Genomic DNA, 3,260 nt, shown 5'->3' with positions numbered 1-3,260 from the left:
ATGCTCCTCCCCCGGTTTGCCCACCTTGATTTCCACCCGGTGGAAGGCGCGATCCGGCGTTTCCGACACCGTTTCATGCCAGGCGAAGTCCATGCCGGCCTGCTTTTCTTGTCCATCGCGGGTGCCCAGTGCCGGAAATTCGCCACGGATCACATAGTTGTTGATGCGGTTCTGCGCCACCCAGCCGCCAGCCAGATGGCGGCGCAGGGCAAGCGAGCCATCGGTCACCGCCAGCGTGGCACGCGTCGCGGCGGCCATGGCTACGCCCAGCACCACCAGGGCGACCAGCACTTCGATCAGGGTGAAGCCGCGTACGCACTTCATGGCGCCGCCACGGCGGGTGCCGCCACACTGATGCGACCAAGCGGGTCGGCCACCAGATGGCGCACCGCCTCGCCACTGCGGATATCGAGACTGAACGGCGCATTGACGCCGGACGGGGCAAACACGACTTTGGCCTCCTTGCCAAGGGCGGCCAGATTGACGGTGACCGCCTCGATGCGGGTATTGACCGGCAGCTGGCGCGGCCGCAGCGACTCGATGTCGCTCGCTGGCTGCCACTGCGCGCCTGCCGCTTGCTGCCAGAAGCGGTAGCCGGCCAGGTTGTCATCGGCCGACCAGCCCAGGGTGCTACCACTGGCGATCGCCTCGTCGCGTACCGTTTCGAACAGCAAGGCCAGGCGCTCCGCCTCGCGCTGGGCGATATCGCCGTCGTTCGGGCCAAAGCGCACCACCGCCATGGTGACGATGATGGTGATGATCACCAGCACCACCAGGATTTCGATCAGCGTAAAGCCTGGCTGCCTGCGGCCGCAGGCAGCCACAAGATACGGCGGCGGGGACGACCGGCGGCGCATCGGCCTTATTGCATCCACGAGCCGATATCGGCGTCATTGCCCTCGCCGCCGGCCTGGCCATCGGCGCCATAGCTCATTACATCGATGTCGCCCTTCAGGCCCGGGCTCAGGTAGATATAGGAATGGCCCCACGGGTCTTGCGGCAACTTGTCCAGATAGGACTTCCAGTTGGCGGGAATGCTGCCGGTGGTCGGCTTCTCCACCAGCGCCTTCAAGCCCTGCTCATTGCTCGGGTAGACGCCGTTGTCGAGCTTGTACAGCTTGAGCGCCTGCACAATGGCCTGCACATCCTGCTTGGCCGCCACTACCCGCGCCTCATCGGGGCGATTCATGATTTTCGGCACCACCAGGGCACCGAGGATGGCGAGGATGACGATCACCACCAGGATTTCGATCAAGGTAAAACCAGCTTGCCGCTTGCGCATCGCTTTACTGCTCCTTTGTCTTGATGATTTGCCCGCGCACCGTGGCCGGAAAGCGGGTCTCGTTTTTGTCCAGCTTGGCAGAAATTGCCGCCGCCACATCGATCTCCAACCGGTTGGCAAATGCCAGGGCATAGATCAATACATCGGCCAGCTCTTCCGCCACTTCCTGCTTGTTGATGGACTCGGGCGCCGGTGGCGACCACTGGAAATGCTCCATCAACTCGGCAGCCTCGATGGCGATGCTCATCGCCAGATTCTTGCCACTGTGAAACGCCTGCCAATCGCGTGCCTGGGCAAACGCCAGAACCCGCGCCTTCAGCTCGGCCAGAGTTGTTGCATTGTCTTGCATGCCTATTTCACCAACTGGTTCATATCAAATACCGGCAGCAGGATGGCCAGCACGATCAGCAGCACCACCCCGCCCATCAACAGCACCATCACCGGGCCGAGCAGGCTGGTAAAGGTGGCGACGCGTCGTTCCAATTCGCCTGCCTGCTGCTGGGCAGCGCGATCGAGCATGATGTCGAGCCGGCCGCTGGCCTCGCCGCTGCCTACCAGATGGATCAGCACCGGCGGAAACAGTTTCTTGCGCCCCAGCGCATTGGATAGAGTCGCCCCTTCGCGCACATCGCGTGCCGCATCGGCCACCGCGCCGCGCAGCACACGGTTGCCCACCACCCCGGCGGCTGCCTCCAGCGCCTTGAGTAGCGGTACGCCGCTACCGGCAAGAATGGACAGCGTGCTGGCCAGCCTGGCGGTATTGCCGGCACGGTTAAGGCGCCCGATCAAGGGCAGGCGCAGCGACACACTATCGGCCCACCAGCGCACCGCTTCGCTGCGCCAGGCCCAGGCGACCAGCGCACCGATCGCCAGCAGCAGCAGCAAGCCCAAGCCGCCGTATTCGCGCACCGCGCCAGACAGCGCCAGCAAGGCGCGGGTCAGCAGGGGCAGCTTCTGGTGCGCGTTCTGAAACGCCGTCACCATGGTCGGCACCACCCAATACAGCATGCCGACAATGACGATAAAGCACACCGACAGCACCACGATCGGGTAGACAAAGGCCAGCGCCACCTTGCTGGTGAGCGCCTGGCGCGCTTCGATATAGTCGGCCAGCCGCGCCATGACACCGGCGGCCTTGCCCGACTCCTCGCCGGCGCGAATGATGGTGCGGTACAGCTCGGGGAAAACCTTGGGATGGCGCGCCATCGCCACCGACATCGGCGCGCCGGCCAGCACCTCGCTGCGCACCCCGGCCAATACATGGCGGGCGCGCTGGTTTTCTGCCTGCTCGATCAGCACGGTCAGCGCCCGCTCGATGGTGAGGCCGGCATCGAGCAAGGTGGCGAACTGGCGGGTGATCAGCGCCAATTCGGCGGTGGACACCCCGGCTTGGCGGCTTTCCTTCGCTCCCGCCGACGCCTGCTGCAACTCTTCCAGCTCCGACACCCACAGGCCCTGCTCGCGCAGGCTGGCACGGGCCGAGCGTGCATTGTCCGCCTCGATGATGCCGTCGAGCGCCTTGCCGGCACCATCAATGGCCTGGTAGCGAAATCCGGCCATTACAGCGCTCCCGGTTGGGTGCTGGTGGCGGGCGCCTGCAGCTGCTTGCTCATCGCATCGAGATCGATCCAGCCCAGGCTGGCGGCAAAACTCATCGCCACCATCCACAGCAGCAATTCAAGCGGCAAGAACGCCAGCCGACCGACAATCACATGGCCAAGCTTCACCCCGGTGGCACGGGTCAGGGCGCTGAGCAGCACCGCCGTCTGATAGATCGCCAGCAATACCAGCACGGCACCGGCAGCCGCATCGGGCAGCAGCATCAGCAAGGGCGCCAGCACCGTGGGCAGGGCTACCAGCACCATCAAGGGGAACAGGCTGCTGTCGCGATCCTGCCAGCGATTGCCGAGGCGCAGCCACCAGCCCAGAAACAGGCTCATGATGATGGTGTGTATCCAGTTCAGCACCAGGCTGAACA

General features: G+C 64.6%; 6 protein-coding genes. All 6 read right to left on the bottom strand.

What is annotated here, in order from left to right; genetic code table 11:
• Positions 1-324: type II secretion system minor pseudopilin GspI (gene gspI / locus ACE3OH_RS21055; protein ID WP_374357838.1), on the bottom strand; the 324-nt coding region annotated here is incomplete at its 3' end.
• Positions 321-824 carry a type II secretion system minor pseudopilin GspH gene (gene gspH, locus ACE3OH_RS21050; protein WP_374357836.1) on the bottom strand — a complete coding sequence of 168 codons (504 nt, stop codon included), beginning with the start codon at positions 822-824 and terminating at the stop codon, positions 321-323. The genes gspI and gspH, both read right to left, overlap by 4 nt.
• A gap of 38 nt (positions 825-862) precedes the next feature.
• The gene (gspG, locus tag ACE3OH_RS21045) at positions 863-1,282 is read right to left on the bottom strand and encodes a type II secretion system major pseudopilin GspG (protein ID WP_374357833.1); all 420 of its coding nucleotides are present in this window, start codon (positions 1,280-1,282) and stop codon (positions 863-865) included.
• Positions 1,283-1,286: 4 nt separating this feature from the next.
• Complete coding sequence (locus tag ACE3OH_RS21040; RefSeq protein WP_374357830.1) at positions 1,287-1,631, bottom strand: nucleotide pyrophosphohydrolase; 345 nt, start codon at positions 1,629-1,631, stop codon at positions 1,287-1,289.
• Between the two features lie 2 nt (positions 1,632-1,633).
• Positions 1,634-2,842, bottom strand: coding sequence for a type II secretion system inner membrane protein GspF (gene gspF / locus ACE3OH_RS21035; RefSeq protein ID WP_374357827.1), 1,209 nt, complete (start codon positions 2,840-2,842; stop codon positions 1,634-1,636).
• A partial coding sequence (locus tag ACE3OH_RS21030; protein WP_374357824.1) for a hypothetical protein occupies positions 2,842-3,260 on the bottom strand: 419 nt, incomplete at its 5' end. The genes gspF and ACE3OH_RS21030, both read right to left, overlap by 1 nt.

Source organism: Chitinimonas sp., from assembly GCF_041904975.1.
Lineage (GTDB): Bacteria > Pseudomonadota > Gammaproteobacteria > Burkholderiales > Chitinimonadaceae > Chitinimonas.
Note: the sequence above shows the minus strand (reverse complement) of the source record. Positions and strands in the feature narration are given on the sequence as shown.

What these genes read in the sequence shown, in the direction of transcription:
- gspF (WP_374357827.1), bottom strand. Translation starts at nt 2,842, where the DNA reads ATGGCCGGATTTCGCTACCAGGCCATTGATGGTGCCGGCAAGGCGCTC.
- ACE3OH_RS21040 (WP_374357830.1), bottom strand. Translation starts at nt 1,631, where the DNA reads ATGCAAGACAATGCAACAACTCTGGCCGAGCTGAAGGCGCGGGTTCTG.
- gspG (WP_374357833.1), bottom strand. Translation starts at nt 1,282, where the DNA reads ATGCGCAAGCGGCAAGCTGGTTTTACCTTGATCGAAATCCTGGTGGTG.